At 40.5% G+C, this 25660-nt stretch carries 26 protein-coding genes; 20 read left to right on the top strand and 6 right to left on the bottom strand.

Annotated elements, in window-relative coordinates:
• Positions 1 to 3: 3 nt before the first annotated feature.
• Entirely contained in the window at positions 4 to 1791 is a 1788-nt protein-coding gene (locus ABIB50_RS12510) for a hypothetical protein (RefSeq protein ID WP_429380067.1), read from the bottom strand.
• 177 nt (positions 1792 to 1968) lie between these two features.
• Between ABIB50_RS12510 and ABIB50_RS12515 the strand changes: the two genes are divergently transcribed.
• The 17 genes from ABIB50_RS12515 (at position 1969) to ABIB50_RS12595 (ending at position 17552) form a co-directional block, all read left to right on the top strand.
• Positions 1969 to 2436, top strand: a complete 468-nt coding sequence (locus tag ABIB50_RS12515) for a hypothetical protein (protein WP_429380068.1) — start codon at positions 1969 to 1971, stop codon at positions 2434 to 2436.
• Positions 2433 to 3716, top strand: coding sequence for an acetyl-CoA hydrolase/transferase family protein (locus ABIB50_RS12520; RefSeq protein WP_429380069.1), 1284 nt, complete (start codon positions 2433 to 2435; stop codon positions 3714 to 3716). Before ABIB50_RS12515 ends, ABIB50_RS12520 begins: the two co-directional genes overlap by 4 nt.
• A gap of 19 nt (positions 3717 to 3735) precedes the next feature.
• Positions 3736 to 4623, top strand: a complete 888-nt coding sequence (locus ABIB50_RS12525) for a universal stress protein (protein ID WP_429380070.1) — start codon at positions 3736 to 3738, stop codon at positions 4621 to 4623.
• Positions 4624 to 4705: 82 nt separating this feature from the next.
• Positions 4706 to 5419, top strand: coding sequence for a YceI family protein (locus ABIB50_RS12530; RefSeq protein ID WP_429380071.1), 714 nt, complete (start codon positions 4706 to 4708; stop codon positions 5417 to 5419).
• 36 nt (positions 5420 to 5455) lie between these two features.
• Positions 5456 to 6835, top strand: coding sequence for a hypothetical protein (locus ABIB50_RS12535; RefSeq protein ID WP_429380072.1), 1380 nt, complete (start codon positions 5456 to 5458; stop codon positions 6833 to 6835).
• 84 nt (positions 6836 to 6919) lie between these two features.
• Positions 6920 to 7327: a hypothetical protein gene (locus ABIB50_RS12540; RefSeq protein ID WP_429380073.1), complete on the top strand. Its 408-nt coding sequence runs from the start codon at positions 6920 to 6922 to the stop codon at positions 7325 to 7327.
• A gap of 13 nt (positions 7328 to 7340) precedes the next feature.
• Positions 7341 to 7928: a YceI family protein gene (locus ABIB50_RS12545; protein ID WP_429380074.1), complete on the top strand. Its 588-nt coding sequence runs from the start codon at positions 7341 to 7343 to the stop codon at positions 7926 to 7928.
• A gap of 89 nt (positions 7929 to 8017) precedes the next feature.
• Positions 8018 to 10408: a heavy metal translocating P-type ATPase gene (locus ABIB50_RS12550; protein ID WP_429380075.1), complete on the top strand. Its 2391-nt coding sequence runs from the start codon at positions 8018 to 8020 to the stop codon at positions 10406 to 10408.
• Positions 10405 to 10584, top strand: a complete 180-nt coding sequence (ccoS, locus tag ABIB50_RS12555) for a cbb3-type cytochrome oxidase assembly protein CcoS (RefSeq protein ID WP_429380076.1) — start codon at positions 10405 to 10407, stop codon at positions 10582 to 10584. The genes ABIB50_RS12550 and ccoS overlap by 4 nt, the downstream gene beginning before the upstream one ends.
• Positions 10585 to 10669: 85 nt before the next feature.
• Positions 10670 to 12793 (top strand): cytochrome-c oxidase, cbb3-type subunit I, encoded by a 2124-nt coding sequence (gene ccoN / locus ABIB50_RS12560; protein ID WP_429380077.1) that lies wholly within the window; start codon positions 10670 to 10672, stop codon positions 12791 to 12793.
• An 8-nt stretch (positions 12794 to 12801) separates the two neighbouring features.
• A complete protein-coding gene (locus ABIB50_RS12565; protein ID WP_429380078.1) occupies positions 12802 to 12993 on the top strand; it encodes a hypothetical protein in 192 nt (63 codons plus the stop codon).
• Positions 12990 to 13880 carry a cbb3-type cytochrome c oxidase N-terminal domain-containing protein gene (locus tag ABIB50_RS12570; protein WP_429380079.1) on the top strand — a complete coding sequence of 297 codons (891 nt, stop codon included), beginning with the start codon at positions 12990 to 12992 and terminating at the stop codon, positions 13878 to 13880. Before ABIB50_RS12565 ends, ABIB50_RS12570 begins: the two co-directional genes overlap by 4 nt.
• A 6-nt stretch (positions 13881 to 13886) precedes the next feature.
• The gene (gene ccoG / locus ABIB50_RS12575; protein ID WP_429380080.1) at positions 13887 to 15260 is read left to right on the top strand and encodes a cytochrome c oxidase accessory protein CcoG; all 1374 of its coding nucleotides are present in this window, start codon (positions 13887 to 13889) and stop codon (positions 15258 to 15260) included.
• Positions 15261 to 15263: 3 nt separating this feature from the next.
• Positions 15264 to 15686 carry a FixH family protein gene (locus ABIB50_RS12580; protein WP_429380081.1) on the top strand — a complete coding sequence of 141 codons (423 nt, stop codon included), beginning with the start codon at positions 15264 to 15266 and terminating at the stop codon, positions 15684 to 15686.
• Positions 15683 to 16372 carry a sulfite exporter TauE/SafE family protein gene (locus tag ABIB50_RS12585; RefSeq protein WP_429380082.1) on the top strand — a complete coding sequence of 230 codons (690 nt, stop codon included), beginning with the start codon at positions 15683 to 15685 and terminating at the stop codon, positions 16370 to 16372. Before ABIB50_RS12580 ends, ABIB50_RS12585 begins: the two co-directional genes overlap by 4 nt.
• Before the next feature lie 17 nt (positions 16373 to 16389).
• Positions 16390 to 17139, top strand: a complete 750-nt coding sequence (locus ABIB50_RS12590; RefSeq protein ID WP_429380083.1) for a YoaK family protein — start codon at positions 16390 to 16392, stop codon at positions 17137 to 17139.
• 65 nt (positions 17140 to 17204) lie between these two features.
• Positions 17205 to 17552, top strand: a complete 348-nt coding sequence (locus ABIB50_RS12595) for a hypothetical protein (protein WP_429380084.1) — start codon at positions 17205 to 17207, stop codon at positions 17550 to 17552.
• A 75-nt stretch (positions 17553 to 17627) separates the two neighbouring features.
• Here the strand turns inward: ABIB50_RS12595 and hemN are convergent, their stop codons facing one another.
• The 4 genes from hemN to ABIB50_RS12615 form a co-directional block, all read right to left on the bottom strand.
• Positions 17628 to 18989 (bottom strand): oxygen-independent coproporphyrinogen III oxidase, encoded by a 1362-nt coding sequence (gene hemN / locus ABIB50_RS12600; protein ID WP_429380085.1) that lies wholly within the window; start codon positions 18987 to 18989, stop codon positions 17628 to 17630.
• Between the two features lie 8 nt (positions 18990 to 18997).
• Positions 18998 to 19453: a lactate dehydrogenase gene (locus tag ABIB50_RS12605; protein ID WP_429380086.1), complete on the bottom strand. Its 456-nt coding sequence runs from the start codon at positions 19451 to 19453 to the stop codon at positions 18998 to 19000.
• An 82-nt stretch (positions 19454 to 19535) separates the two neighbouring features.
• Positions 19536 to 20588, bottom strand: a complete 1053-nt coding sequence (locus ABIB50_RS12610) for a response regulator (protein WP_429380087.1) — start codon at positions 20586 to 20588, stop codon at positions 19536 to 19538.
• Entirely contained in the window at positions 20585 to 21772 is a 1188-nt protein-coding gene (locus ABIB50_RS12615) for a PAS domain-containing sensor histidine kinase (RefSeq protein WP_429380088.1), read from the bottom strand. The genes ABIB50_RS12610 and ABIB50_RS12615 overlap by 4 nt, the downstream gene beginning before the upstream one ends.
• A 213-nt stretch (positions 21773 to 21985) precedes the next feature.
• On the opposite strand from ABIB50_RS12615, the gene adhP reads away from it, so the two are divergent.
• Both adhP and ABIB50_RS12625 read left to right on the top strand, forming a co-directional pair.
• Complete coding sequence (adhP, locus tag ABIB50_RS12620) at positions 21986 to 23023, top strand: alcohol dehydrogenase AdhP (RefSeq protein WP_429380089.1); 1038 nt, start codon at positions 21986 to 21988, stop codon at positions 23021 to 23023.
• A 4-nt stretch (positions 23024 to 23027) separates the two neighbouring features.
• Positions 23028 to 23750: a TIGR00730 family Rossman fold protein gene (locus ABIB50_RS12625; RefSeq protein WP_429380090.1), complete on the top strand. Its 723-nt coding sequence runs from the start codon at positions 23028 to 23030 to the stop codon at positions 23748 to 23750.
• A gap of 547 nt (positions 23751 to 24297) precedes the next feature.
• On the opposite strand, the gene ABIB50_RS12630 is transcribed toward ABIB50_RS12625, so the two are convergent.
• Positions 24298 to 24861 carry a helix-turn-helix domain-containing protein gene (locus ABIB50_RS12630; protein ID WP_429380091.1) on the bottom strand — a complete coding sequence of 188 codons (564 nt, stop codon included), beginning with the start codon at positions 24859 to 24861 and terminating at the stop codon, positions 24298 to 24300.
• A 349-nt stretch (positions 24862 to 25210) separates the two neighbouring features.
• Here ABIB50_RS12630 and ABIB50_RS12635 point away from each other — a divergent pair, with 349 nt between their 5' ends.
• Positions 25211 to 25576, top strand: a complete 366-nt coding sequence (locus ABIB50_RS12635) for a cupin domain-containing protein (protein WP_429380092.1) — start codon at positions 25211 to 25213, stop codon at positions 25574 to 25576.
• Positions 25577 to 25660: the final 84 nt, after the last annotated feature.

Consider the following 25660-nt stretch of genomic DNA (forward strand, 5'->3'; position numbering starts at 1 on the left):
AAGTTAATCGGCTATAACTATCGTATTGAGTTTGTTTTCAGACGTAGTTAAAGCTAAGAATAAATCTTCCACATTAGCTGTTGCCTGCCATGGCAATTGCTCAAACAAGCCTTTGTAGTAATTTAGTCCTTCCTGCAATTGCGATTTAAATTTATGCAGGCTCCGTTTTTTCTTTTCGGTAAGGTCTTTAATATGGTTTTGGATATCTGTTTTCAAATAGTCTATATAAAGATCTATTTCTTTGACAAACATGTTTGGGCGCTGCACCGTTTTTAACAGATCTATTTTGCCATAAATGTGCATTGCCATTTCCTCGAGCGAGTAAGAACGGGTAAAATAGGCCAGGTTAGGGCCGGGGCATATGGCAACTGCCTTGTTTTCTTTGCGTTTTACCATATCGTACTTAATGTAAGTTGATGAGCATAAGCCCTCGCACAGGCATATTTTTTCGGTTATGGTATTAAGTTGTTCGTCATATTCCTCCTTTGGTAAAGCCAAAGCCTGTATTTGCTTTATTTTTAGGTTTTGATATTCTCTTGAGGCTGTACAAATGGGCTGCTCAGTAAATTCGGTGTTAGTACATAAATATTTTTTTGTGCAAGGGCTGCCGGGCCTGTTTTTTTCAAGGCGTTCTAATCGTTGAGTTTCGGCACTGCTTTGCTTAAAATTATTAAACAATATGCCTAATGGGGACGCACCGCTTAAATAAAAATCATCTTCGGTGGCGTTGGTTAATTGGGTTAAAGTTTGGTCATCAACATTAGTTACTTCGGGAACTAATAAAAAAGGGCTTCCCCAGCCGGTTCCATCAAGCTGGTAATAATCCATCATGAAATTATTTTCCTCGGCAGTACCTATGCCGCCCTGCACGCTTATGCGCTGAGTGGGCGGAGTTAATAATCCGGGTCCCTTTTGTGACGCAGCGGGCTTATAAAGCTCGAAAAGCTCATCGACCATTACTTCTCTTTTTTGCTTAAACTCTTCCAGTATAGGGCCTAATAAATAACCTTCGGTTGCAAAGGCATGGCCTCCGCAATTTAAACCGGATTCTACCCGAAACTCTGACACCCATAGCCCCTTTTTAGCTAAAAACTTAGCTTGTATCAAGGCCGATCGAAAATCACTCACCTTTAAAATTATTTTCTTGCTAAATCTGCCTTCCCTGTCGGGCAAAAAGCAATCAAAATTTTCAAGGTAACTGTATAAACGCGGGTTCATTCCGGCCGATAATACTACCGACGATTTAAGATCGCTTTCGGCAAAACCGCGTAAGGCGGCAAGGGCATCTGTGTTTTCGTCGCCTAAATATTCACCGTCGGCGTTAAAATTCATCTTATCTACCTTAGCCATTATGTTAACATCGATAGATCCAGCCTTAATATTACGGCGCAATATGTTTTGGAATATTGTTTTACGCTCGCCATCCGGATACTCCATCATCAACTCATAACCTTGTTTTAATTGAGAATCATCCGGCAGCAATTCAAAATACCTGCACAGATCATTACCTTCCACAAAAGGCAGTTTTTTAAGCTCGGTAATTTGTTGGTTAACCAAAAGCTCAATCAGATTTAAATAGGCTGTAATACGTATTGCCCGGGCGTTATCAGCCGCTTTTGGAATGGCAATGTATTCCATATCATTTTGTTTGGTATGATACTCTCTTATACGCTCAACCAACTCATCATCAACAATAGAGATCGCAGATGAAATGCCGTACCGGCCAACTTTTAAGGGCGTATCAATAGAGTAACCTAATCCTAATACGGGGATATGAAATGTATGGCTCATAGTAATAATTTATGTGCCCAAAAGTACAACCTTTAAAAACTACGAAAATTGACGATGGTCACATTTCAAATTATTTATTACTACAGATTTAATGACGCGGATCATTTTTCACGCGCATTACTATCATTTAACGGGCAGGGTTTATTACCCAGTTTTACACTATCAAATTTTAAGCACATGGAACTATTGATAGACAACACTCAACTTGATTGCGAATTACAGGAAATGTACATGATAAGCAGCCACTGGAAAACCGATATAGAATTTGTAAAAGACGAAATAAGGTTTATGAAAAACATGCTCAATAAATACCAAACAGGTGTTGAGGGTGTTGATTTAACCAAGATCATTCAATTTAAAAAAATTGTCGAACACGAAGGAACAAAAGTACAAAGTGCAGAAGCTAAAATCTCTGGATTTTTGGAATTGATGGGGCCGATAGTTAATCATTCAAAAAAAGTGTTTGGATTGGATTTGCTGGAAAAATTTAACGAGTTAGACACAGCTATAAAATCTATTACAAATTATATTTTATTAGTTAAAAGGCTTGTTTTCTTATTTCTTGAAAAAATAATTAATTCAAAAAAAAATTGCCAGGCCGTATTCACAAACAAAAAGCCATTACCATTAAAATATAAATTATGATCGACATAAATTACACAAGTGCCGACGAAGCGGTAAATTATATACAACCAGGCAACCGGGTTTTTATACATGGCGGGGCGGCAACTCCTTCACACCTGGTTAAAGCAATGCAGCAAAGATGCCACGAGCTTTATAATATCGAACTGGTAAGTATTACCACCCTGGGTGATGTAAATTTCGACAAACCAGAATACCGCAAGTCGTTCTTTTTTAATTCGCTTTTTGTATCGGCAGCTACCCGGGCCGTGGCCAATAGCGAAGACGGCGATTACGTCCCCATTTTTTTAAGCCAGATACCGCAGCTTTTCCGAAAAAATATTTTAACAATAGATGTTGCCTTGATACAAGTTTCGCCTCCCGATGCCCATGGCTTTTGCTCGTTAGGGACATCCGTTGATGTTGCAAGAGCAGCAGTTGAAATGGCAAAATATGTAATAGCACAAGTTAATCCTTTAATGCCGCGCACGCATGGCGACGGATATGTCCACATAGAAAAATTAGATGCCATGGTTTGGCACAAAGCCGAATTGCCGGAAGTAGACTATTCGGCCGAAGTAAGCGATGCGGTTGAAAAAATTGGCTTTAATGTGGCTTCATTAGTGGAAGATGGCGCAACACTGCAATTAGGCATCGGTAGCATACCAGACCAGGTGCTTAAAAACCTAACAACTCATAAAAACCTTGGCTTGCATACCGAAATGTTATCAGACGGCGTGATACCACTTATAGAACGCGGCATTATTAACAACAGCCTAAAGAAATTAAATACGGGCCGCTCTGTAACCTCATTTATCACCGGAACCCGCAAGTTGTATGATTTTGTGAATGATAATCCGGGCGTGCGGGTGATGGACATAAGTTATGTTAACGACACCAGTATAATAAGGCAAAACCCCAGGGTAGCGGCTATTAACAGCGCTATCGAAATTGATTTAACCGGCCAAATTTGTTCAGACTCGATAGGTACTTTCCAGTATTCAGGCATCGGCGGGCAGATGGATTTTATCCATGGTGCCTCATTGTCTGAAGGCGGGAAGCCGATTATAGCGTTGCCTTCGCAAACCAATAAGGGGATAAGCCGCATTGTGCCTTTTTTAAAAGAAGGAGCCGGCGTGGTAACAACCCGCGGCCATGTACACTGGGTAGTTACCGAATATGGACTGGTTAACCTGTTTGGTAAAAGCCTTAAACAACGTGCCCAATCATTAATTGAAATAGCGCACCCGGATCATCGCGGGACTTTGGAGGAGGCTTTTTATAACCGATTTGAAAAAGTATAAACCTTTAATAATTAAGATCATGAAAACTATACTGGTACTAACAGATTTTTCAATTAAGGCAGATCATGCAGCGCATTATGCCTTAAAACTGGCACAGAAAATACAGGCAAATTTATTATTGTGTAATGTGTACCCGCAGCCAGCCATCGTTACTGCATCAACCCATACTTTTTGGAATGGTAATGAAAGCGAAACTTTTGAACAGGATAGTTTAAATGACCTGGCCGAACTGGCCAACCGTTTAAACAAGCAATTAGATAAAACTTGCAACGACGAATTTAAGCCGGTTGTGGATTTTTGCAGTATGGCCGGGCCCTTAACCGCAGCTATTAACTATATAGTGGCCAGCAGGCAAATATTGTTTGCAGTTATTGCAACCCACAGCAGCGACGATTTTATGGCTTTTTTAAACGGGAACCATGCTAACGAGATCATTGAAAATGCCAACTGCCCCGTTTTAGTTTTACCGTATCAATTATCATTTAACGGGTTTAACAAGATAGTTTTTGCTACTGATTTGGCACACAAAGGCACTGATGTTTTGCATAGCTTGTATCATATCACCAAATATTTTGATTCGGAAGTTTTGGTTACCCACGTTGGCATGGTAAAACTTGCTAAAGTAACAGAAGATTATATAACCAGGCGTTTTCTATGTCAGGAAATAGGGGTAAGCCAATATCCAAAAATTCAATACAGGTCTGTGAAAAACAAAAGTATTACTGCCGGCTTGCAATGGCTGGCAGAGCATGACGACATTGATCTTTTAGTTTTAGTACACCATAAACGTAATTTGATACAGAAGATATTCGAGCCAAGTGTTACAAAAAAACTGGCCAATAAATTTGCCAAACCCATGTTGATTTTTCCAAGCTCATACGAACGTGGCAGTGTGCCAATATTGTGATAGAAGTGTGTGTTGATAGTGTGCCTGTGGCCAAATTGGTCACGGGCATTTTTTATTAACGATTTACTATAAAACCTTGTAAATGCTTCACTTAAAAAGTGATATGCATCACTTTAATAAGCCCTTCACGTCATTCGCCACCCAGGTTAGGCGGGGTACTTTTGGTCATAATCAAACACCAAATAAAATGAAACATTTAAACAGAAAAATAGTAGCAGCTACCATGATAATCGCAGCGGTTATAATTGGCGGGATCTTTCAAAAAGCAACTGCACAAACTATGTACAGATTAACGCCCGGCAAAGATGCAAGCATTAAAGTATTAGGCAAATCAAATGTGCATGATTGGGCATTAACATCCGCAGCGATTGAAAGCCAGGGCGAGTTTAAAGTTGATGGCGACGACCAGCTTCGCGGCCTTTCTTCATTCACTTTATCATTAAATGCAAAGAGCCTTAAAAGTGAGCATGAATCTATGGATAACCGGACCTATAAAACTATGAAGGCCGATCAATATCCAAAAGTTACTTATAAGCTTGGCTCAGCAACTGTAACCCCTGCCCAGAAAGGTAAATATACGATCAAGGCAACAGGCGAACTTAGCATAGCCGGCGTAACGCAAACTATTGTGATGACAATTTATGCGGTTACCAATACTGATAACACCATCACCTGTACCGGATCTGAAGCCCTTAAACTAACCGATTATAAAATTGACCCGCCAAGTTTTATGCTGGGAGCAATGAAAGTAAAAAATGACCTTACTATTCAGTTTAATCTTACCTACAAAAAATAATCAACCATTAACCAAAATCCTTAAATAAATAATATCATGAAAACTAAAATTTTTACTCTGATAAGCTCATTGGCCCTCGGCGTGATGGGTGTGGTTCCTTTAACAGCAAATGCACAGGAGGGACAAATTCAATACTATCGCCCTAATAATAAACAAGGCATAAACGTGTTTGAAACCAGTAAAAAAGATTCGGTAAAGTTTACCGGCTTAAAAGTTAAAATAGGCGGTGGCTTTACACTTGCTTATCAAACACTAAAAGCTTCAAACACGGCTACACCGGTAACAAAAACCGTAGGTACGTCAACCGGGAACGTAAATGCTATTACGCCGATCTATAATGGCTTTAACTTGCCAATGGCTAACATGGCTTTTGATATCCAGTTAGCAGATGGTATCCGTTTAAACCTTACTACCTACCTTTCAGCAAGGCACCACGAAGATAGTTGGGTAAAAGGTGGTTACTTGCAGATAGATAAAATGCCGTTCCTGAAAAGCCCGCTAGTTGATAAAATAATGGAGAATGTGACCTTTGTTATCGGGCAATCTGATGTTGATTATGGCGATTCACACTTCAGGAGATCAGACGGTGGTAACACCATCTACAATCCTTTTGTTGAAAACTACATTATGGATGAGTTTGCTACCGAAATTGGTTTCCATGCTTATTACAAATGCGAAAAAACCGGCCTTTTTGCTATGGGTGCTATTACAGATGGTGAGCTGAATGCAGTTACAATTGCGCCAACCAAAATTGATGCAAAAACCGGGCAACCAAATAAATTTCCACCTGCATATATTGGTAAATTAGGTTTCGACAAACAACTTACTCCTGATTTCAGGTTAAGAGTAACAGGCTCAGTATACTCTATAAGCAGCGCTAATAGTAACACCTTATTTGGTGGCGACCGTACCGGCTCTAACTATTATAACGTAATGTCAAACCCTACTACCGCCGCGGGTTCAACACTTACCCAGGCGGTTGACTATAATGCTTTCTCAGGACGTTTTAACCCCGGCTTTAGCCAGGAGAACCATAGTTTTATGGGCAACTTGTTTTTGAAATACAGAGGCCTTGAATTATTTGGAACAATAGAAAGTGCAAAAGGCAGGACAATTACCGAAACTTCAAGCCGCGGTGCAAAACAATATGCCGGTGATATCATCTACAGATTCCCTGCCGAAACCGAAAACTTTTGGGTTGGCTATCGTTACAACACGGTATCTGCAACAATTGTAGGCAACACTACTGATGTAACTGTTAACCGTTCTGCAGCGTCAGCAGGCTGGTTTTTAACTAAAAACATTATGATGAAAGGCGAATGGGTTAGCCAACAATACAAAGATTATGACGCTACCAACATCCTAAATGGTGGCAAGTTTAGCGGTTTAGTGCTGCAGGCTGCTATATCATTTTAATATCCAAAGTGACTATTGGGATAAGGCCCCTTGACTGCGAAGCGAGGGGCCTTGTTTTTAATCTCTTTTAAAATCAAGAGTGATATGAAAAAAATAATTGTTTCGGGTTTTATTACCGGCTGCATACTATTTGTGGTTAGCTATGGCGGTTTATACCTGGCAGTAAAGTATTTTCCGTGGCTGTTTACAGAATATTTTAACCCGCTTTTTAATTCGGATGGTAGCCGCGATGTGCTTTTTTACCTGCATGCATTCATCTTCAGTTTCGCGCTATCATGGTTTTGGGACAGGTTTAAAACCTTGTTTAAAGGTACATTTATTTTACGCGGGATAGAGTTTGGGCTGGTGTATTCAGTGATCGCCCTGTTACCGGTGATGTGGATCTCATTCAGCGCCCTGGACATTACGGTCGCGATGGTATCAAGTTGGTTTTTTTATGGGCTGATACAGGCCACCGTAGCTGGGATGGTATTTGCAAAACTTAATCCCTAATTGCCTGATAGCCATGCTTTATAGGAATATTTTAGGGACGATACTTGTTTTGATAACGGCTTTTGTAAAGCCGGTTGAAACAAAAAAGTGGCTCATCAGTGAAAGTAGCAGCTTGTCTGTAAACGGCACAACAAACATCAATAAGTTTGCCTGTGATATCCCTGCTTACGACCAGACAGATACCTTAACGCTGACCAGAGGAAGTAAAGAAATTATGTTATCAGGCGACATCAGGCTTAAAGTACAAAGTTTTGATTGCCATAATTCAATCATGACGCATGATCTGCGAAAAACATTAAGAGAAAAAGAGTTCCCGCGCCTACATATCAGGTTTTTATCATTAAGCGATTTCCCCGAACTAACAGCCAAGCCTGCAATAATAACCGGTTTGGTAGATATTGAACTTGCGGGAGCGACTAAACGGTTTCAGGTAAATTACCAGGTATCAATAGATGCACAAAAAAACATTCACCTTTTGGGATCGCGGGATGTTAATTTTTCTGATTTTAACCTCATTCCGCCACGGAAACTGGGCGGTATGATAAAAACTAATGATAAGTTAAGTGTTGCTTTCCATTTAAAAATGAGGGCGGTTAACTAATGTAAAATTGACGAACATCACATTTTTCATCGCCATTCATCATTCTTTAATTCCAAATATCGGGGCAGTTTTGGATAAAATAATTTCCAATGATAAAAAGTTCTGTTCTTGAAAAAACAACCTGCTACCATTGCGGTGATGCTTGTACAACCATAGAATATGTTGTTGACGACAAACATTTTTGCTGCCATGGGTGCAAAAGTGTTTATGAAATATTATCGGCCGACGACCTTTGCAACTACTACAGCTATAATGAACATCCCGGCGCAACCCGTAAACAAACCAATAAGCGCTTTGGTTATTTAAGCGACCCAATAATTGCCGCCGAACTAATAGATTACCAAGACGCCCGTATTTCAATTGTAACCTTTTACATCCCGCAGATCCATTGCAGCTCTTGTTTATGGTTGTTGGAGAAACTAAATAAGATCAATCCTGCTATCCACTATTGCCGGGTTGATTTCCTAAAAAAACAACTTAACGTACGTTATGATCACGAAAAAATAAACCTGCAACAATTGGTTGAGCTTTTGGACAACATAGGCTATGAGCCGCTGATAAGCCTGCAGGATGTTATTAAAAAACAAAACACCGACGACAAGGATAATCTTGTATCAAAAATAGCTGTAGCCGGTTTTTGCTTCGGTAACGTTATGCTGTTAAGCTTTCCCGAATATTTTGGTTTATCGGGTTTCGAACAAACATTTAAACACTTTTTTGGCTGGATAAATATTTTATTTTCGTTACCTATAGTGCTATATAGCGGCACCGGGTATTTTGTTTCGGCCTGGCAAAATTTAAAGAACCGGGTATTAAGTATTGACTTCCCGCTGGCGCTTGGTATTGCCGTTTTATTTGCCCGTACGGTTTTAGAGATTGTTACCCATACCGGCGCAGGCTTTGCCGATACACTTTGCGGGTTGGTGTTTTTCTTACTGGTTGGTAAATTCGTTCAGAAAAAAACCTACCACCATATCTCGTTCGAACGCGATTACCGGTCGTTTTTCCCTGTAGCGGTGCATATTATTGAAAACGGGATAGAAAAACCCGTGCCACTTGGGCAGTTGGGTATAGGTAACCGGATGGTGATCCGTAACAACGAGATCATCCCCGCGGATGCCATATTATTAAAAGGAGATGCCTTAGTTGATTTTAGCTTCGTAACTGGCGAAGCCATCCCGATAAATAAAACCCTGGGCGAGATCATTTATGCAGGCGGCCGCCAAACCGGCGAGGCTATTGAACTGGAAGTAGTTAAACCTGTATCGCAAAGCTATCTTACCCAATTGTGGAATAATGAAGCATTTACCCGCAAACAGGATAAACGCATGCAAACTTTTAATGAGAAAGTAAGCAAGTACTTTACCATAGTGTTACTATCAATAGCTTTTGCCACGCTTGTTTTTTGGATACCCACAGATGTAAGGCGCGGGTTTGCCGCATTTACAGCCATATTAATTGTGGCTTGCCCTTGTGCACTGGCATTAAGCACACCTTTTACCATGTCGGCAGCGCTAAGCATTTTTGATCGCAATCATTTTTATTTAAAAAATGTAGCAGTTGTTGAACAATTAGCAGCAATTGATACCATTGTTATGGATAAAACCGGTACCATAACTACAGGTACGGCTAACAACATACAATTAGAAGCAATTTTAACAGATGAACAAAAACAACTGGTTTATAGTCTTTGTGGTAATTCAAGTCACCCATTAAGCCGGATAATTTGCCGCTATCTGGGTAATATGGATAAGCTTGCTGTAAGCGGATATAAAGAGGTTGCAGGCAAAGGGGTGCAAGGCCATATTGACGGACACTTTATAGTAGCAGGCAGTGCCGATTTTATATTGGGGTGCAGCGATAATTTCCCTGCTCATACCATGGTTCATATTGCTATCGATAATAAGTATATGGGCTATTTTACATTCTCGCTCAGCTACCGCGATGGTATGAAAAATATAGCAGCGTTAGCAGGCAGTTATGATAAATACTTGCTTTCCGGTGATCAGGATCATGAACGGGGAGAGCTACAAAAATTTTTCCCCAAATCAAACAGCATGTTCTTTAACCGGTCGCCACAAAGCAAGTTAGACTTTGTACAGGCGCTGCAAAAAAACGGCAGCAAGGTAATGATGATAGGTGACGGGCTTAATGATTCGGGAGCTTTAAAGCAAAGCGATCTGGGTATTGCGGTTACAGATAATGTAAACAACTTTTCGCCCGGCAGCGATGCTATACTTGACGGGAAATCGTTTGATAAACTGCCGGTGTTTTTAAGTTTTGCTAAGGATACCATCGCCATTATTCACTTCTCCTTTTTTATATCCTTAACCTACAACCTGGTTGGCTTAAGTTATGCTGTAACAGGTAATTTATCGGCATTAATGGCCGCTATATTAATGCCGTTAAGCACCGCTACCATTATTTCATTTACCAGCCTGGCAACGCGTTTCGCCGCAAAAAAACGACAATTGATATGAATATACTTTACTTCCTGATAGGGTGCAGCGTTATACTTGCGCTTGGCTTTTTAGGCGCTTTTTTTTGGGCACAAGGTAACGGGCAAAATGATGACCTGTTTACCCCCTCTATGCGTATGCTTATAGAAGATGATGAAGAGAAGCCAGACGACAAGGAGCCCCCTGTTCAAAAGTGACGCCAATCATTTTTTTGCCTAACTGTCATCATTCTGTCACACCGGCAACCATAATAATTTTACGCCTATAAAAAGACACTTTAATATGCAGCCTGAAAAATTTTATTACGACAACAAAATCGTCCGTGACTTTGGTATAGCTACCGTGTTATGGGGTATTATTGGTATGACTGTGGGGTTAATCGCGGCCATACAACTTTATCATCCCGATGCCAATATGCACAACCAGTACACCACCTTTGGCCGTATTCGGCCGCTGCATACCAATGCAGTAGTTTTCGCATTTGTGGGCAACGCAATTTTTATGGGGGTATATTACTCCCTTCAACGGCTGCTTAAGGCCCGGATGTTTAGCGATGCTTTGAGTAAAATACATTTTTGGGGCTGGCAGCTTATCATTGTTTCGGCAGTAATTACCTTGCCATTGGGCTTAACAACCTCGCATGAATATGCAGAGCTTGAATGGCCCATAGATATAGCTATCACCATCATATGGGTAGTGTTTGGTATCAATATGTTCGGTACTATATTTAAGCGCCGCGAGCGCCACTTATATGTGGCCATATGGTTTTACATAGCCACGTTTGTAACTATTGCTGTATTGCATATTGTTAATTCGTTCGAGCTGCCGGTATCCGCATTTAAAAGCTATATGGTTTACGCCGGGGTGCAGGATGCATTGGTACAATGGTGGTATGGGCATAACGCGGTAGCTTTTTTCCTGACCACACCATATTTAGGTATGATGTATTACTTCCTGCCTAAAATGGCAAACAGGCCCGTATACTCTTATAAGTTAAGTATCCTACACTTTTGGGCGTTGATATTTATATATATCTGGGCCGGCCCTCATCATTTGTTATACACCACTTTACCGGGTTGGGCACAATCATTAGGTGTGGCGTTTTCTATCATGCTGATAGCACCAAGCTGGGGCGGTATGATAAACGGCCTTTTAACCTTACGTGGCGCCTGGGATAAAGTTAGGGATGATGTTATCCTTAAGTTTATGGTAGTAGCATTAACCGCCTATGGTATGGCCACTTTTGAAGGGCCAATGTTATCGTTAAAACAAATAAACAGCATTGCCCATTTTAGCGACTGGATAGTTGCCCACGTACACGTAGGCGCTTTGGGCTGGAACGGCTTTTTAACCTTTGCGGTTTTATACTGGCTGATACCACGAATTTATAAAACGGAACTTTTCTCCAAAAAACTGGCATCGTTCCACTTTTGGATTGGTACCCTTGGTATAATTTTTTATGCCGTGCCAATGTATTGGGCCGGGTTTACCCAAAGCCTGATGCTGAAAGAATTTACGCCTGAGGGGATGTTGAAATATCCCAACTTCCTGGAAACTACTTTGCAGATACTGCCAATGCATGTCATGCGATCGGTTGGTGGTGCAATGTATTTATTAGGCGTAATTGTAATGGCTTATAACCTTTTAAAAACAGCCAGTCAGGGCAGTTTGGTTGCTAATGAAGCCGCACAAGCCATGCCGCTTGAGCCACTACATACAATCGCAAGAGAATCTGCCTGGCATCGTAGGTTGGAGCGCAAACCTATACAGCTAATGGTGGCAGCACTGTTTGTGATATTGATTGGAACTTTTATTGAGCTGATGCCTACGCTAACAATATCATCCAATATCCCCACTATAGCCAGCGTAAAACCTTATACATCGCTTGAGTTGCAGGGGCGTGATTTGTATATAAGAGAAGGCTGCTCTAACTGCCATTCGCAAACGGTTAGGCCGTTCAGGTCTGAAACAGAGCGTTACGGCGAGTACAGTAAAGCCGGCGAGTTTGTTTATGACCACCCGTTCTTGTGGGGCTCAAAACGTACCGGGCCGGATCTGGCGCGGATAGGCGGTAAGTATGGTAACGCCTGGCATTATAATCACTTAATGGATCCTCGCTTAATGTCACCTGGAAGTATTATGCCTGAGTATAGCTGGTTGTTAACACAATCGCTTGATACCACTACTACAAAGGCTAAAATAAATGCAATGCGTACGTTGGGTGTTCCGTATCCTGCCGGATATGAAAATCAGGCAAATGCCGACCTGGATAAACAGGCAAAAGGTATTGCTGCAGACCTGGCAAAAGACCACATCAAAGTAAAAAGTAATAAAGAAGTTATAGCCATAGTAGCTTACCTGCAAAGGTTAGGCATGGATATAAAAGCTAATAAAACCACTAAATAATTCACACCATGTTTAAACAATTCACAGAAAACATCTCGGGTAACCAAGCTTACCTGCTTTTCTCACTCTGTATATTTTTATTATTCTTTATTGTGGTCGCCATTATGCTTATCCGCATACGTAAACCGCATGTAGATCATATGAGCCAAATGCCTTTAAATGATAACCTGATTGATCCATCTAAAACCTCACAACAATGAAATATCGCGTCGTTATTTTATTATTTCTATCCATCTGTATGGCGGTACCCAGTTACGCTGCTGGTGATGGCCTTATAGCTGCCGATGCAATGAACTATATTGGTTATGGGGCTATCGCATTTATGTTGTTGATTTTAACTGTTGTTTTGCTGGTATTGTTAAAAACCACCAAAATGCTGGCACGGATAATTTTAAAGTATGAAGGTTATACGACACCTGAGGCAGAAATTAAGCCTACACTGCAAACGGTAACCAAAAGACCAAAAGGTGAGGTTTGGACAAAACTAATGTCATTGCGCCCGTTATCCGAAGAAAAAGATATGATAATGGAGCATGAATATGACGGCATCCAGGAATTGGATAACCCAACCCCGGCTTGGTTCATGTACCTTTTTTACGGCACTATAATTTTTGCCGTCGGTTACCTGCTTAATTACCATGTGTTTCACACCGGCCAGTTACAGTACCAGGAGTATCAAACAGAAGTAAAACAAGCCGATATAGCTAAACAGGCATTTTTAAGTAAAAGCGCTAACCGGGTTGATGAAAATACGGTAAAGCTGGTTTCAGATCCCGCAGTTATTGCTGCTGGCCAGGGTATATTTAAAGCCAATTGCGCCGCCTGCCATGGCGAACATGCGCAAGGTGTGGTTGGTCCTAATTTAACGGATGATTACTGGTTACACGGCAACAAAATAAACGATCTGTTTAAAACAATAAAATATGGGGTGGCAGCTAAAGGTATGCCTACCTGGGAGAAAGTGTTGTCGCCCAAACAAATAGCTGATGTTTCCAACTATGTAAAATCACTGCATGATACTAACCCTGCCGGAGCCAAAGAGCCGCAGGGTGCTAAAGAAACAGATGATAAACTGGCATCAAAGTAAAAAAATATGAGCGGGTTAATTGCAGGGAGCGGATCGGGGGAGAGGAAATGGCAATACCCGCTTATACGTAAAGGTATATATTACAAATGGCGTAATTGGCTTAGTTACGCCTATTTAATCTTCTTTTTTACCGGGCCTTTTTTGCGGATAGGTGGACAGCCATTTTTACTGCTTGATTTTGTTAACAAGCATTTTGTAATATTGGGGCAGGCGTTTTGGCCGCAGGATATATTCCTGTTTATGCTGGCCTCGCTGGTGTTTATAGTATGCGTTGTACTGTTTACGTTAGCCTTTGGCCGGATCTTTTGCGGCTGGATTTGCCCGCAAACCATTTTTATGGAGATGGTTTTTCGTAAAATAGAGATTTGGATAGAGGGGGATGCCAACAAACGTAAAAAGCTGGATGCCGGGCCATGGACAAACGATAAACTGTTTAAAAAGACTGCAAAGCATGTACTTTTTCTTATAGTTTCATTTTTGATCGCCAACACTTTCCTGGCCTACCTTACCGGAAGCGAAAACTTGATCAAAATAATTACTGAGCCGGTATGGCGCCATTGGGTGGGCTTTGCAAGCATTTGGGTTTTTACAATTATATTTTATTTAGTATATAGCCAGGTACGCGAGTTGGTTTGCACCGTTATTTGCCCTTATGGCAGGCTACAAAGCGTTTTAATTGATAAGGATACCCTGGTGGTGGCTTATAACGATGTAAGGGGAGAGCCGCGCGGAAAGCTAATGCGGGTTGCGGATCCGTTTATACCAAAAGGCGATTGTGTAGACTGTGGCCTATGCGTCTCCGTTTGTCCTACCGGGATAGATATCCGCAACGGTACCCAGATCGAATGTATAAACTGTACGATGTGTATTGATGCCTGCGACCACGTAATGGACAAGATAAATAAACCCAGGAACCTTATCGGCTACTTTTCTGAGAATATGATACATGCGCAGACTAAGGCATCCTTTACTGGTAGGATGAAAGGATATGCGGCTGTAATTATAGTACTGATAAGTGTTTTATGCTATTTTATATTTAGCCGTACAGATTTAAACATGACGGTAATGCGTAGTGCAGGGACGCTTTACCAGGCGCAGCCAGGCGGTTACATTAGCAATATTTATACAGCCGAGGTAATCAACAAAACCAATACGATCCAAAAAATAGTCATCAAAGCCGAAGACCCTGCTATAAGGGTTAAATACATACAAGCGCCCGGCGCTATTAATAAAGGCGACGAAACTAACACTGTTTTTTTTATAATGATACCGGCAACAAAAATACACGCATTTAAAACCGACGTAAAACTGCAGCTGGTAACCGGCAGCAAAATTATACAAACCATAAGCACAACTTTTGTTGGGCCCGTAAACGATTAAATTATGAACTGGGGAAAAGGAATTATAGGTGGCATGCTAATATTTATGCTGTTTATTGTTAGCATGTGTGTATATATGTTTTTGCTGCCTGAGGATGATTATGATCATGAGTACTACGAGAAAGGGTTGTCTTTTAACAAGGATTACAATAAAGAAAAGCAGGTTGTTAGTGACCATGCACAGCCGGTAATCATTATAAAAAGAGGAATAATGTGCATGGCTTTTACTAATCCGGTAGTAGGCACTATAAAATTTGTACGTGCTTCAAACAAATACCAGGATAAGATTTTTAAAATAGACAGCCATGCGGATGCGCTGGTTTACCTTCCCCTAAAATCAATAGAAAAAGGCAAATGGAAATTAGTTATCGACTGGATAAGCAACCATAAAGCCTACCTGTATCAACAAGATATTTATATAAAATGAGTGCTAATTGGATAGGTTTTTTCATAGGCCTGTTTGGCAGCGTACATTGCATAGGCATGTGCGGCCCGCTGGCGTTTGCAATACCCACTTTCCATACTCGCTGGTGGCTGATAGTTGCCGATAAATTGCTTTATAACAGCGGCCGCATAATCACCTATTCGCTTTTAGGATTATTGATTGGTTTAATAGGTAAGCAACTATGGTTATTGGGCTTGCAGCAGTGGGTGAGTATACTAACCGGTATACTTGTAATTATGGCAGCCATAACCAGGCTATTAAAAATACGGCTTGCTCATAATAGTGCTTTTTCTGATTTATTTAAACCTGTAAACAAAATATTGAGTTATGCTTTACGGCACAAGGCCGGCCATTTTATCGTGGGTGTGTTAAATGGCTTTTTACCGTGCGGGTTTGTTTATATTGCTTTAATAGGCGCGGTAAATACACCATCGCCATTAAGCGCGGCAATGTTTATGCTGTTTTTTGGGTTCGGTACTTTCCCTTTGATGTTATTAGCTACCATCAGTTCGGGTTTTATTGGCCCGCTGGTTAGGCGAAGAGTAAACAAAGCAATGCCTTACTTAATGATATGCCTGGGCTTTTGGTTTGTGTTGCGGGGAATGAATTTAAATATCTCTTATTTAAGTCCTGCAAAGCAACAATCAGGAGTAACAATATGTAAATAAAATCATGTTAAGGCATCTTGGCACAAAACGAACCTACGCTCACAATGTTAAATAGCTTCATTGCTTGGCTTGACAGCTGGTTTTGTAAATTCAGCCGGCTTTTTGGGGTTCTCGGTTTTAACGACCAATGTTACCGGCCACGCTGCACTGTTTGCAGAGCGTATTGCGATGCAGGACTGAAAACAGCCAGGGTGGTTGCCCTTTGGATGTTTTTGTTTTTGGCGGGGGCTTTTATTTCCGGGCTAATAGTTTCGAAGATCGGTCGTAACCAGCGTTTCTCGTACGCTATCCCTCTCATCATTGAGATGGTTATTTTATTGGGCGTAGCCACCTTAGGGTTTAAATATGACAATAGTTTAGTGGGCAAAGAAATATTTGCAGGCAGTTTGTTGTTTGCAATGGGGCTGCAAAATTCGTTGGTCTCACTGGTATCGGGCTCGGTGGTCAGAGCTACACATCTTACCGGTACTTTTACTGACTTGGGTATTGAGTTGGCTCAATTACTACAACATACACATCAGGAAAATATCGCTTTAATATCAAAGATAAAACTAAGGGTTGCCATTATCCTTTTCTTTATGACCGGTGCTTTAGCGGGGGCTTATATGTTTAGGTATTATCATTTCTACGCTTTCTTTCTACCGCTTATCATTCTTTTTTATACGTTGATGTATGATATATTTCGGATAGTGATAACGCGGTATTACAGACGATTTTATCATAGGCAAAAAAAGTGGTTACCAATTAGTGATAAAGATCACTTTTGATATTGCCTGAAATCATGCCGTAAAAGTAGCTAAAGCATCATCTTTGTGTATTAAAATTATTAATTATGGCAACTATAAAAATATCATCACAACACAACTGGACAACTGAAACAGCACATCAAACAACCAATGGCACTTGGGCCAAATGGTTGAAATTGACTGATGGCCAGGCTGAAAGAAAAACTTTATGGTTCATGGTTTCGCTTATATTTCAGGGCGTACTATTTTTACCATTACCTGCGGTGCTTATTTATTATTTTAATGCACCAACATTGATATTGGCGGTAACGCTAAGCCTGTTTTTCGCCAATATTATAACCGGTATGAGCGGCTCTGGCATACGCACCATATTAAATTTATTTGCTGTTAGCTTTTTGGCTCACTTAATAATGCTGGCCATATTTGCTTTATAAATTTCCTTTTCTCCTAATTAAAAGTCCCGTTGAATAATTTATTCAACGGGACTTTGTGCGTTTATAAGCAGTATCTTATACTGCCATGCTAAATAGTTGGGTTTCGGGTTTATTAATCCATAGGCGAGTGTCAAGGGCCATACAAATATTACGTAAAAACGGCTTACCCGGTTCAGTTACTTTTACACCCAAGGAGGTTAACTCAATTAATCCATCGTCTGCAAGTGGCTGCAGCCTTTCAATACAATCAAATAGTGATGGGCATGGCTCTGTATGGTGGTTCCAGATGGTGTAGCCTTTGCACATAATATTCAGAATGTGCTTACGTATAATCAGGTCATCGCCGGTTAATAAATGTCCTTTAACAACAGGTAGTTTGTCTTCATTTATCAGCTTTAAATATTCTTCAACCGTTTTTACATTTTGGGCATAGGCATAGCAGGCATCACTAATTGCCGATACTCCCAAGCCTATTAGCAATTGCGTGTTTTGAGTAGTGTAGCCCATAAAGTTGCGGTGCAGGCTACCTTTTGCCTGTGCTACTAAAAGGGCGTCGCCGGGCATGGCAAAATGGTCCATGCCTATTTCCTGGTACCCATAACCCTTTAACAAACTGCGGCCAATTTCATGCAATTTGGTTTTTAGTTTGGGGTTGGGAAGATCAAGCTCTGTAAATTTGCGTTGCCCGGGTTTTATCCACGGTACATGCGCGTAGCTATAAAATGCAATCCTGTCAGGTTTAAGCCCGGCAACCATACTCATGGTGTTTACCAAACCATCAAGTGTTTGCAGGGGCAGTCCGTATATCAGGTCATAATTAACAGAAGTATAGCCTATTCGCCGGGCCTCAATAGTTACATTTTTTACCTGTTCAAAGCTTTGTTTTCGGTTAATGATCAATTGCACTTTGGGGTCAAAATCCTGTATGCCTAAGCTTATCCTTTTAAAACCAAGGTTGTATAGCGTTTCCAGGTGCTGTACGGTTGTATTGCCGGGGTGTGCTTCAAAGCTAAACTCGGCCTTTGCATGTACTTTTGCATTTTCCAGTATTTCGGAAATAAGCAGCTCCAGATTTTTTGCGCTAAAAAATGTAGGTGTACCACCGCCCAAATGGATCTCGCGGATAACTGGTTTGCCATCCATCATTTTACAATACATGGCCCACTCTTTCAGCAGTGCCGCAATATAAGGTACTTCAACCCCATGGTTTTTTGTAATGCGCGTATTGCAGCCGCAATACGTACATAGGTCTTCACAAAATGGCAAATGGATATACAGGCTGATACCGTCGGTGTCGTTACATTCTGCAAAGGCCCATTGTACACTGTTTATCCAGCCGGATAAATTAAATGCCTCAGTATCCCAATAAGGCATAGTGGGGTAACTGGTATAGCGCGGTGCCGGCACATTATACTTTTCTGTAAGATAGTTAAGCATGATATAAGTTATTGCTTCGGACCTTTACTTGTTGGCAATATCCGGCAGTTATTTGCACAAGCACAGGCATCGCCGACACATTTGTTGGCCTGCCATAAGTCAAGGTTGGTAATAGTTTGGATTGCAGCATCCTGTAATTCCTGTAGCGTGGTGTTTTCCTGCGTGGGATATAAGGGAATGTTTGCCACCTTAATGCCCTTAGCTGCCGCTGCTTTGGTGTCTATGTGTCCCGTCCCCGCAGATCGGGTAACTATATATTTTATACCCAGGCCGGCCAGTTTTTCAATTACCAACGCCGATACGTCATCGTCAGCAAACACGATTACAGCGTCTTTGCCTTCTGCATAAATTGCCGTGTTAATGCCTAAAGGATTAGCTATAAGCGTTATATCATGTTTTTTTTGGTTCGCTTTCGCCAAGAATTCCTTTTCGAAATGCTTTATATTGTATGCAACCGCTTTCATCAGCTATATGTTTTATCCGGCAAAACTATGGCTATTGCCCCGAGTATAGTATGAGAAGCGTCAGTAAGAAAAATGACCTTTGTCAGTTTTTCATTTTGGCAAGACGATTAATGTCGAGTATGGTTATAGCGCTACCCTTTTTATCGATCAAACCCTCATCCTTAAAATCAGATAATGTACGGCTAACCGTTTCTGTAGCCATGCCAGCCATAGCAGCCAGGTCTTCTCTTGATATTTTGAAAGCACCGCCCTCGGTAACATGCTGCCGCGATAAACGAACCATAGCTTCTGCCATCCGTTTTCTGACGGAGTGATAAGCTAGTTGTAACAACTGCTCCTCTTTCTCGCGGATATCATTTGATAAGAGTTTTATAAACTCGCGGGCAACAGCCGGGTACATATTTAATAGTTGCTCCAGTTGGTCTTTTGGAATAAGGCAAAGTAAACTATCCTCTAAAGCTGTTGCAGTATCAGCATAGTCTTCATTGGCTAACATAGCGTTTATGCCCAGATATGCATCCGGCCCGTACATGCCGGTCATTAGTTCGCGTCCGTCTTCAGCCAGTTTAATGGTTTTAACACTCCCATTTATTAGCAGGTAAAGGCCGTTACCTTTATCACCTTCGTAATAAATAACCTGGTTTTTCTTAAACTGCCTTATCTTGCGTTCCTGGATTATTTTTTTCAATTCAGTAAGCCCGTCATTTTTGGCTATAAGCATACCTAAGTTGTCTAATGATTTGCTATAGAACGCTTGTTGCGCCTCCTTCTTTTTCAAGCGGCTTTCAATGGCATTTAATAGTTCCATATCGTCAAAGGGCTTGGTCAGGTAGTCATCCGCACCCATTTCCATCGCTTTTCGTAAATCAACACGCTCGGCCTTTGCTGTTAAAAATATAAACGGTATGGCTGCGGCTTCCGGCGATTTATTAAGCATATATAAAACGCCGTAACCATCCAGTTCGGGCATCATAATATCGCATAATATAATATCAGGCAAATTTTTGATAGCCAGGTCTACGCCAATTTTGCCGTTGTGTGCGGCAAAAACTTCATATCCGGCTAACTCAAGTATTTCAACTATGTTTTCGCGGATCTCGTTATTATCTTCAATAATCAGTACTTTTTTACTCATAATATTGGAAATGATATGGTAAATATTGTCCCTTGGTTAACATCACTTTTAAAATCCACTTTGCCATTCATTAAATCGGCATAACGGGCAACTATATTAAGGCCTAACCCGGTGCCAGGGATATTACCGGTGTTGTGCGCACGGAAAAATGCTTCAAATAAATGTTTTTGATCTGTTTCCGGGATACCTATACCATTGTCCCTTACGGTTATGATACAGCTATCATCATTTACTTCTGTGTTAAACTCAATAAAGGTGTTTTCGCCCGAGTATTTTATTGCATTGGCAATTAGATTGAGTATGCAATTTTTTAAGAGGTTTTGATCAAGCGTGATGATGCTGTTTATCCCGGTGTGCTGGTATATAATGTTTTGGTTTTGCTTGGCAACCATTTGCATTTCTTCGGTTATCTCTTCGGATAGCTTAACCAGATCAAAACTATTAAATGCCGGTTCAACCTTGCCGGCTTCTAATTTTTCTAAAGACAGGAAGTCGTTTAATATAGTCGTAAGGTTTCCTACGGCACTTTTTATTCGTGCCACGTGTTTGGTAATATTGGGGCTGTCAAACGGGGCAGCATATTTATCAATCAATGAGGCCGATAGCTGCACTGCACTTAAAGGTGTTCTAAACTCGTGCGATGCCATAGATACAAACCTGCTTTTTAACTGACCCAGCTCTTTTTCTTTTTCTAAAGACTGACTGACCTCTTCTTTTGCATGTTGCAACTCTTCAAGCGAGTGGCGTAACGATAAGGTACGTTCTTCTACCAGTTCCTCCAAATGTATAGCGTATTCTTTAAGTTGCTCTTCGGCTTCTTTTTGTAAGCTAAGGTCATGAATAAAACCCGTGAAAATTTTACGGCCTGAATACTGTACTTCACTGACAGCCAACCTAAACGGAAAACGCGTGCCGTCTTTCCGAAGGCCGGTTACTTCACGGCCGGTTCCGATTATATGAGGTTTATGCGTACGTTGGTAACGGTTAATATATTCATCATGTTGATCTCTATCAGGGGGGGGCATCAACATAGATACATTGTTGCCTATTACTTCCTGGGGGGCATATAAAAATAGTTTGCAAGCTGCCGGGTTAATAGTCTCTATTTTTCCTCTTTCATCAATGGTAATAATGCCATCAATAGCGTTTTGGATAATAGCATTTAAAAGCGCGGCATTTTCCATAGTTAAATATATCCTGATATATGATAGTTGTCACAAATATCAACAATGTGTGTCACAGAAAATATAATATTTTTCAATTGAAAAAGTGACGATGATCATTTTTTAATTATGACCATATTACGGGTCGGCCAATCATTTATTTATATGATTGCTGTCATTTTTTAGGTTAGTTGATCTGGCAATCTTTGTTGCATTACATAAATCATTAATGCCATGATACCTAAAAAAATGAAAGCAGCTGTGATACAACAGTTTGGTGCACCATTGCAAATAGAAGAAATGCCGGTTAAAGAGCCCGGCGAAAATCAAATATTGGTTAAAGTAATTGCTTGCGGGGTATGCCATACCGATTTGCATGCTTGTGAGGGTGATTGGCCGGTACAGGCAAAAATGCCTTTGATACCGGGTCATGAAGCGCTGGGTTATGTTGTTGCATTGGGCCGTGGCGTTAAAAATGTTAAAGAAGGTGATATAGTAGGGGTCCCCTGGTTATACAGCGCCTGCGGCTGTTGCGAGTTTTGCATAACCGGTTGGGAAACACTGTGCGATACGCAACAAAATGGAGGTTACAGTGTAGATGGCGGGTTTGCAGAATATGTAGTGGCCGACTCAAGATACGTTGCTCATTTCCCGCAAAGTATAGACTTTACAGCAATGGCACCAATTATCTGTGCCGGTGTAACCGTATATAAAGGCTTAAAAGAAACAGAAGCAAAACCTGGCGAATGGGTTGCTATATCAGGCATTGGCGGCTTGGGCCATCTGGCTGTACAATACGCCAAAGCAATGGGGCTGCACATAGCCGCTATTGATGTATCTGACGATAAACTGAACCTTGCTAAGAGCTTGGGGGCAGAATTGGTGGTAAACGCCAGGGAACAAGACCCCGGAGAGTTTTTAAAGAAAGAAACAGGTGGCATGCACGGGGTATTGGTTACCGCGCCATCTCCAATTGCGTTTAAACAAGGCTTATCAGTTTTAAGGCGAAAAGGTACTATCGCATTAAATGGTTTGCCTAAAGGGAGCTTTGACTTGCCCATATTTGAAACTGTGCTGAATAGATTCACCGTTAGGGGATCAATAGTAGGGACAAGAAAGGATATGCAGGAAGCAATAGAGTTTGCGGTAGAAGGTAAAGTTAAAGCGACTGTACACCCCACAAAACTGGAAAACATTAACGAAGTATTTGACCAAATGAAAAAAGGAGAAATTGAGGGACGTGTTGTTTTAGAAATTGCCAAACCTAACTAAAATTATGGCAGATGGTTCTGATATACAGTTTTTAGACGGTCCGCAATCCCGGCTAAAAGAACTGAAGTTTACATTTAAAACCATAATTGATTTAATGCAGGGCCTTAGAGCGCTGCATTTTATTGGGCCATGTATTACCGTATTTGGTTCGGCCAGATTTAAGGAGGATCACCCTTATTACGAATTAACCCGAAAGGCGGCAGCCGCCTTTGCCAAATTAGGCTTTACCATATTAACGGGCGGTGGTCCTGGATTAATGGAAGCGGCCAACCGGGGTGCAAAAGATGTTGGTGGGCGATCAGTAGGATGCAATATACAATTACCGGTTGAGCAACAGCCCAACGCTTACCTGGATAAATGGGTTTATATGCGACACTTTTTCCTGCGGAAAGTATTATTGGTTAAATATTCGTTTGCGTTTGTGGTGATGCCGGGCGGCTATGGTACTATGGACGAATATTTTGAGGCATTAACACTTATCCAAACCCATACAATAAAAGATTTCCCTGTTATTATATTTGGCAAAAAATACCACCAGAACCTTATCAATTATATAGAAACGATGAAAAATAACGGTACTATCAGCGAGAATGATACGCGCCTTTATTTAGTAACGGATGATATTGATGAGGCGGTACAGCTTATTTTAACAAAGAGTATTAAACAGTATGGATTAAAACCTCAAAATAAAGTGAAACCATTTAGATGGCTCTTTGAACACGACTAAGTATGCCCGGTATTAATAATTGACGTGATCTCCGTTATTATTTATTAACCATATTCAACTCAACTTTGAGTAATAAATTGATGATCATGAAAAGGTTAATCAAAATGATTTTTGCCTGGATGCTATTGGCTGGATTTGCCGCCCGGGGCGCTGCCAGAACGTAGAGCATTTTTGACTTCTTTTGAGGTATAATTCATAAAAAAACGCTATAAAACCGGGTTTTATAGCGTTTTGGCCTGTTTTGAGGCTGTAATCGTGGAGCCGGAGGGATTTGTATTACCCTTGTACCGCGCTGATATTCAATATTTTACAATGGCTTATTTTCTTACTCACCGAAACACTCACCACTTTTTTTGAGTACAGATTAATTGCAAATCTTATAAAGATAAAGATACAACTTTTAGAATAATCATGCAATTAATGAATAGACAATTTAATTAGCGGTACTTGAAAAACTTATTTAAATCTTGTATTTAAGTAGTTATATTATTTTTCAGTAATTATACTGGATTTAACGATACGCACATCAATTGATATTGAATATCAATCAGCCTGGGTTTACAATGCCTTTACACCTGTGTACCTTTAACTTTTTAAAGTGCGACGGGGTTAAACCGGTTATCTTTTTAAATTGATTAGATAAATGCGCTACGCTGCTATAATGTAGTTTATAAGAAATCTCTGTAAGAGACAACTCATCATAAACTAACAATTCTTTTACACGCTCAATTTTGTGGGTTATGATATAGTGCTCAATGTTTATACCTACTGTTTCTGAAAATAAGTTAGCCAGGTAGGTATAGTTATGGTTTAACTTTTCGCTTAAGTGATCAGAGAAATTTATCTTTTCCGGCTCATCAGTGTAATGGATAAGCTCCACTATTACTTTTTTAATCTTCTCTATCAGGATGCTTTTTCTGCTATCCATTAACTCTAAGCCATATTTTAAAAGGGCTGCATTAAGTTTATCAATTTGAATCTTAGAAATATTCCCCAGTATTTCTATTTCCCCTAACTCCACAATAACACAATGTAGGGAAAGTTTTTTAAGCTCTTGCCTGACAATCATTTTGCAACGAATGCATACCATATTCCTAACGTAGAGCTTCATGATATTACCTGTTGATTATTTGAGCCGGTTAGATAGTTATCTGACTAAGATAATGAAGAGAGAATTCAGCTACTTGATAAAGCTGTTTTGTACCGATCACATGAGTAGAAGCAGAAACATAGCTTAATGTTTCATTTTGAAAAGTTAAATATCGCTATAGGTTGTGAGAATACGAGAAAGTTAATGTGGAGGTGTGAATAATGTAACTTATTCGGTGAGTTATGTAACTCTTCTGAAAGACATAACCTCACCTTTACCATGCTTAATAGAACTGCAATTGACCTGTTTTATTGATTTTAACTATTAGGGCTTGATAGGTGCTTCACAAAGCACCATAATATGCTTGACCATGAACAAAAAACGCATTGAATATAATCCTGAAAGCACAGAGATTGAAAAGGCTAAGTCGCACATCATTGTCGAGATCATCGAATATGTGCCCAATGCTGTAGTGATTAAAACGATCATCAAAAAATCCACAGGCAATATTAGTATGATGTCGTTCGATAGCGGCGAGGGGTTGACTGAAAAAACCTCGCCATTTGATGCTTTTGTGCAAATAATTGAGGGTGAGGCAGAGTTTGTTATTGACGGTGTTTCCAATCTTTTGAATACAGGACAGGGTATGATTCTTCCGGCACATCTTTCTCATTTTATTAAACCCAACGGGCGTTTCAAAATGATCCAAACGATAATTAAAAGTGGTTATGAATAAGTTTATATGACCAAGATCATCAAATAATGTATTGATCATCAAATTTTTATCGACAGGCCGCGTATAACTTTGGAGCTAAGCTGC

Origin of the sequence: Mucilaginibacter sp. UYCu711, from assembly GCF_050433825.1 — a bacterium.
Classification (GTDB): domain Bacteria; phylum Bacteroidota; class Bacteroidia; order Sphingobacteriales; family Sphingobacteriaceae; genus Mucilaginibacter.